This window comes from Nonomuraea sp. NPDC003201, from assembly GCF_053590415.1.
The window spans coordinates 1-5,808 of record NZ_JBSFTC010000489.1 but is presented as its reverse complement, the minus strand read 5'-3'; the positions used below and the strand labels follow the sequence as shown (position 1 = coordinate 5,808).

3 protein-coding genes are annotated in these 5,808 nt (G+C 73.4%); 2 read left to right on the top strand and 1 reads right to left on the bottom strand.

Annotation, left to right across the window (positions count from 1 at the left end):
- On the top strand, positions 1-955 hold a 955-nt coding region (locus ACWDX9_RS58720), incomplete at its 5' end, for an alpha/beta hydrolase (RefSeq protein WP_449972197.1).
- Positions 956-1,015: 60 nt separating this feature from the next.
- Here ACWDX9_RS58720 and ACWDX9_RS58715 read toward each other — a convergent pair.
- Positions 1,016-5,020, bottom strand: a complete 4,005-nt coding sequence (locus ACWDX9_RS58715; RefSeq protein WP_449972194.1) for a hypothetical protein — start codon at positions 5,018-5,020, stop codon at positions 1,016-1,018.
- 168 nt (positions 5,021-5,188) lie between these two features.
- On the opposite strand from ACWDX9_RS58715, the gene ACWDX9_RS58710 reads away from it, so the two are divergent.
- The coding region (locus ACWDX9_RS58710; RefSeq protein WP_449972192.1) for a MerR family transcriptional regulator at positions 5,189-5,808 on the top strand (620 nt) is incomplete at its 3' end.

Below are 5,808 nucleotides of genomic sequence, written 5' to 3'. Positions count from 1 at the left end.
GCGCCCGCCGCAGCCCTCCGCTCCCCCGGCGCCGGTGGCCGGGCAGCGCGAGTGGCGGCTGCCGACGGGCTCGGAGCTGGCGTACATACGGTTCGCGCCGAAGCGGGTCACGCGCCCCGACCCCGTGGTGTTCCTGCACGGCGGGCCCGGCGTGGCCGACCTGGCGGCGTCCTCGGCCTTCTTCAGGAAGCTGACGGCGGACGGCTACCAGGTGTACGTCTACGACCAGCTCGGGGCCGGGCGCTCGGCCCGGCTGCGGGACCCGCGCGAGTACGGCCTGACGCGCGACGTGGAGGACCTGGAGGCCATCCGGCAGACCGTGGGCGCGGACCGGCTGAACCTCATCGCCCACGACTACGGCGCGCAGCTCGCCACCGCCTACCTGGCCGCGCACCCCGACCGGGTGGCGAAGGCCGTCCTGGCCTCCCCCACCGGGCTGCCTCCGGCGCGGAAGCCGGACGGCGAGGTCGAGCTGGCGGCGATGTTCGGGCCGGACGGCTCGCCGGATCCGCGCCTGCTCGCCGTCTCCACGCTGCTGCGGGTGGACCCGCAGGCCGCGCACGCCTTCGCGGGTGACCGGGAGCTGGACGCCTACCTCGGCCTCGTCCGGCAGGGGGCGCCGCACCCGTGCCCGGCCGCCGCCGCGACCGGCTCCGGGGGTTACGTCGGCCTGACCGGGCGGACGGCGCCTTCCTCGCTCCCGTTGAGCCTGTCCGAGGCGAAGGCCCCGGTGCTGATCGTCAAGAGCCGGTGTGACGAGGAGGGCTGGCCGTCGGCCATGGCCTACCGGCGGGCGCTGCCGTCGGCCACGCTCGCCTACCTCGACGACGAGGACTCCACGGACGCCTATGCGAGCGAGCCGTACCTCGGGGTCCTGCGGGCGTTCCTGTCCGGGCGTCCGGTGAAGGCGTACGAGGGAGAGCGCCCGCCGCCCGGCTACCGCGGCCCGAGCTGACCGCCGCGCCGGGCGGCGACGGTCAGCCGGGTGAGCAGGCCCGTGAGCAGCAGGGCGGGGTCAGCGGGAGGCAGGGCGGCGATCGGGGTCGCAGCCGCCCGCCTTGGTGCCCGCGACCTTCCACTCAGCCCCGGGGAACGGGCTCATGAAGTGGGTCAGCAGGTCCACCGCGTAGTCCGGCACCTGGCCTCCCGGATCCAGCAGCGACACCATCTGGGGCCCGTCGGCGCCACGCAGCGTGATGGAGCTGGACCCGTTCCCGGCCGCGAAGCCGGGCTTGGCGTCCACCGTCACGCACGCCAGGCTGATCCCCGCCGCCTTGATCTCCTGCTTGGCCCCGATCCGCCGCATCCGCTGGTCGTAGCGGCGCAGCGCGAGCGAGTCGGTGGGGGCCAGCCGCACCGAGTCGCGGAAGACGTCGCTGCCGACCTCCCTGCTCAGCCGCACGTCCAGGGAGACCTCGGGCCGCAGGTCCACCCCCTTGGCGGCCAGCTTGAGCTGGCCGTAGTCGCCCTCGAAGCCGGGCGCGACGTACCCGAGGGCCGGGGGCGCCTTCAGCCCGAACGGGACCTTGCCGGGCCGGATGCGCAGCCACGACACGCGCCGCGCGTCCAGCGACAGGTCCTTGACCGCGCTCGCCTGCAGCCCGAACTTCCCGCCGACGTTGTAGGTCAGGAAGCCCGTCGTGTACGGGACCTCCTTGCTCACGGAGATCTGCTGCGGCGCGACCGCGTCCACCCGCAGCCCCGCGTGCAGCGACAGGCGGCCCGTGGGGACGGGGCGGGAGACGAGGTCGAGCGACTGGTCGGGGTTCATGCGGATCGTGGTGTCTGCGGCCAGGTCCTTGACCGCGAACGACACGTCCCCGAGCCTGCCCTGCGGGTCCACGAGGCCGCCCTCCACGCCGAGGTAGCCGTCGAGGGTGCTGACGTTCGACTTGTAGGTGAGCGCCGGCACGCTCAGCCCGGCGGCCGAGGCGTCGGCGTCCACCCCGAACGAGGCCGGCACGTCCGCGAAGCGCAGCTCGCCGGTGCCCTTCCCGGCCAGGGTGACCTTGGCGTCCAGGCGCTTGACGGCCGCGGAGTTGTTCACGCGGATGCGGGTCTGGGCGCCGTACGTGCCCTGGACCGACACCGAGGCCGGCACGGGGTCGATCGACACGTGCCCGCGCAGGTCACCGGCCTCGGCCTGCACGTCGAGCGCGCCGAGCGTGGCGGCGGGCTCGATGCGGTACGCGGCCTGCACGGCGTTGCCCTGCGCCACGCCGAACGGCCCCAGCGACATGCTGGTGATCCGGGAGGGCAGCCCGGTCAGAGTGGCCCTGGCCTTGACGGGCACGGGTGACAGGACGCTGCTGGCGAGATAGACGCCGAGGCTCTTGCGCCGCGGGCTGAACCCCGAGAACGCGAACGTCTTACCCGTCATGTCCACGGTCACCTGGTCCGGCAGCCCGCTCACGTCCAGGTATCCCTGCAGGCCGAAGCAGCCCCGATCCGGCGTGCAGAACGGCCCCTGGGAGCAGCCCGCGGATCCGGCCGCGCAGCCGCCGTCCACCAGGGACACGCCGCCGGGCACGGCGGGCGCGGCCCGCATGCGGTCGAGCGCCCCGGCCTTGCCGAGCCAGGCGCGGGCGCGCACGTCCAGGCGCGAGCCGGCGTAGGTGAGCTTGCCCCCGTCGGAGGTGACCGACAGGCGGCCGGGCACGGGCCCGAGCGTGCCGATCAGGCCGAAGCGGGCGTCACCCTGCGTGACGTCGGCGTCCACGGCCAGCCTCTGCCGGGCCGAGCGGAAGTCCGCGCTGAACCCCTGCGCCGCCGGGGTGAACCCGACCTGCTTGAGCCCCTTGACCAGCACGCTGGCGTCCAGGTCGCCGGTCGCCTGGCTGTAGTGGGCCGACAGGTGCGGCCCGGTGGGGGCCTTGGCCCCGTCGTGGTTGGTGAACGCCACCTCCGCCGACCCGACCGGCCCGGACAGCCCACGGAAGCGGTACGAGGCCGGGTCCCACGAGGCGTCGAAGCGGGCCGGCACGCCGCTCACCTCGGCGGCGGCCCTGGCGTACCGGTCGCCGAGCTTGACCCTGGCCAGGGCCGAGACCTTGGCCACCGGCGCGTCCGCGGTCCAGGTGAGGGTCCGGGCGCCCGTGTCGGCGACCAGCTCGACGCTCTTGCGCACACCCTCGACGGTCGCCTCCAGGTCCTCCCCGGACGGCGAGGTCACGTGCGCTTTATTGGCATAAATCTTGATCTGGTCAATCTTGGCGGACGTGGCGACCTTGACGGTCGAGCGCTCGCCCAGCTCCCACGACGCCTTGACGTCGTCGCGCACACCCAGAACGGTGCCGTCGACGGTGGGGCCCTTCTCGAGGTTCGCATAGGCGGCGCGGATGCTGCGGATCACGCCGCTGGCCTGGTATTCGGCCTTCCGGCTCGCGGGGTCGAGGGTGACGTCCACGGTGGCGGGCGTGTTGGAGATCTCCAGGCGGGCCACGTGGGTGCCGTCGATGCTGGCCGCCCCCACGAACGAGCGCCCGCTGGAGCCCACCTCCAGGTGGGCGTGCGGCACGGCCCCGTACGTGACGTCGAACCCGGACAGCCCCGACAGCAGCCCCGACACCCCGACCGCGTCACCCTTCTTGATCATGGTGACGTGGCCGCCGCGCGGGCTGGAGATGGCGCCCTCGTTGCGCTGGAGCACCACGGAGAACCGGCCGATGGGCGAGCTGGTCGTGTGCGTGACGCGGTGCTCGGCCAGGTCGTTGACCAGGCGCACCTTGGCCGGCAGGTCGCTCAGCTCGGTCTTGAGCACGGTCTTGTCCGCGGCCCGGTCGAAGAAGAGCAGGGAGGCCGCCCCGGCCCGGCCCTTGGCGGACTCGACGGTCAGGGTCTGCTTGCCGTCCGCGGCCGCGTACTTGGCGGTCAGGGTCGGCGGCACCTTCCTGACCTGGGCGCTCAGCACCCTGGCCAGCTTGCCGTCACGGTAGGTGAAGCTGTGCAGCCGGGCGCGGGCGATCGAGGACGGGCTGGTGAAGCGGACCTCGCCGTCCGACAGCCGCACCGCGGCGCGGGCGGGCATGCGGTCGAGCACGGCCTGGGTGAACTGGCGGCCGTTCACCGCCAGCGCCTCCAGCTTGGCGGGCGCGGAGGCGTGGACGTCCAGGGAGGGCGAGTCGAGCGCGGCGGTCACGCTGAGCTTCTCGGTGGCGGGCGTCTGGCGCAGGCTCACCACGCTGCGGCCGGTCAGCCCCGCGACCAGGGCCGCGGACTTCCCGGGGTCGGTACGCTTCACGCTGGCCTTGACCCGCTTGCCCGTCAGGTCGACGCCGAACGTCCCCCAGTCGAAGGCCGACAGCGACGCGCCGTGCCGCAGGCCGTCGAACCCGACCGACACCTTGCCGTCGTACTCGGCCCAGACCAGCGCCTTGACCTGCCCCTGCGACAGCCGCTTGACCGCGAACCCCAGCCCGGCCGCCCCCTCCATGGGGTTGGCCGTGGGCACGAGGTCGGCGGCCAGGTCGGGCCTGCCGTCGCCGGTGACGTCGGCGACCGCCGGCGTGGCGACCGGCTGCGAGATCGAGCAGGAGACCGGCACGGCCTCGCTCTGGACGCAGAGCCGGTACGTCAGCCCCGGCACCACCTTGCCCAGCCCGCCCAGCCCGTCGAACGCCTTGAGGATCGGCGCCAGCGGCTTGATCAGCGTCAGCGGCTCGGCGTCCGCCGTGTCGGGCAGCACACTCCGGACGTCGGGCGCCTGCCTGCCGAAACCCTGTTCCTCCTGGACGGAGGCGGCCTCGGAAGTGACCTCGTCGATGAGCCCCGGCCCGGCGGGCGTGGTCACCTCGGGCTCGCCGGGCCCCACCCGCCCGGTTCCCGCGGGCCTGACGGCGAGCGAGGGCCGGGTCGGAACGCTGACCGCGGCGGCCGGCGGCTCCTGCACGGCGGGCACGGGCTGGACCCTCACCTGGGTGTGGCCCAGCGTCTGGGCCTGGGCACTCGGTGGCAGGGCCACCAGGACTGTGGCGCTTGCGATGGACGTCGAAGCGAGCACGCGCAGAAGGGCGTGCGGCATGAAACGTTCTCCCCCGGACCGGTCTAATTCATCCCATCAGAAACATAGGTCACGATGCGACCACATCTCCTCACAGGTAGTCAAACCCGCCTGGACATGGGACCCCAATTTTCGGGATCACTGTGAAGCGGTTGAGTCTCCATCTAGGGGAGGCGGAAAGGTGGAGACATGGCGCTCTACTCCATCGGTGACCTGGCCCGGCGCACCGGGCTGACGGTCAAGACCATCCGGTTCTACTCCGATCGGGGGATCGTGCCGCCTACCGACCGCAGCCCCACCGGCTACCGCCTTTACGACCTCGACGCCGTCGCACGCCTGGAGCTCGTACGGACGCTGCGCGACCTCGGAGTGGACCTGCCCACGATCCGGCGGGTCGTGGCACGCGAGGTCTCGCTCCCCGAGGTCGCCGCGGCGCACGCCGAAGCGCTGGCCGTGGAGATCCGCACGCTCCGGCTGCGGCGCGCGGTGCTCACGGCGGTGGCCAGGCGCGGCTCCAGCCCCGAGGAAATGGATCTCATGCACAAACTGGCAAGACTCTCCGAGGACGAACGCCGCCGCCTCGTCGACGACTTCCTGGAGGCCGCCTTCGACGGCCTGGACACCGTTCCGGGGTTCGCCGGGATCATGCGCTCGATGACGCCCGAGCTGCCCGACGACCCCTCGCCCGAGCAGGTCGAGGCCTGGGTGGAGCTGGCCGAGCTCGCGCAGGACCCGGACTTCCGGGCCGCCGTCCGGCGCACGGTCGCCCGGCACGCGGCCGAACGCGGCGAGGTCGACGCGCCCCCGCG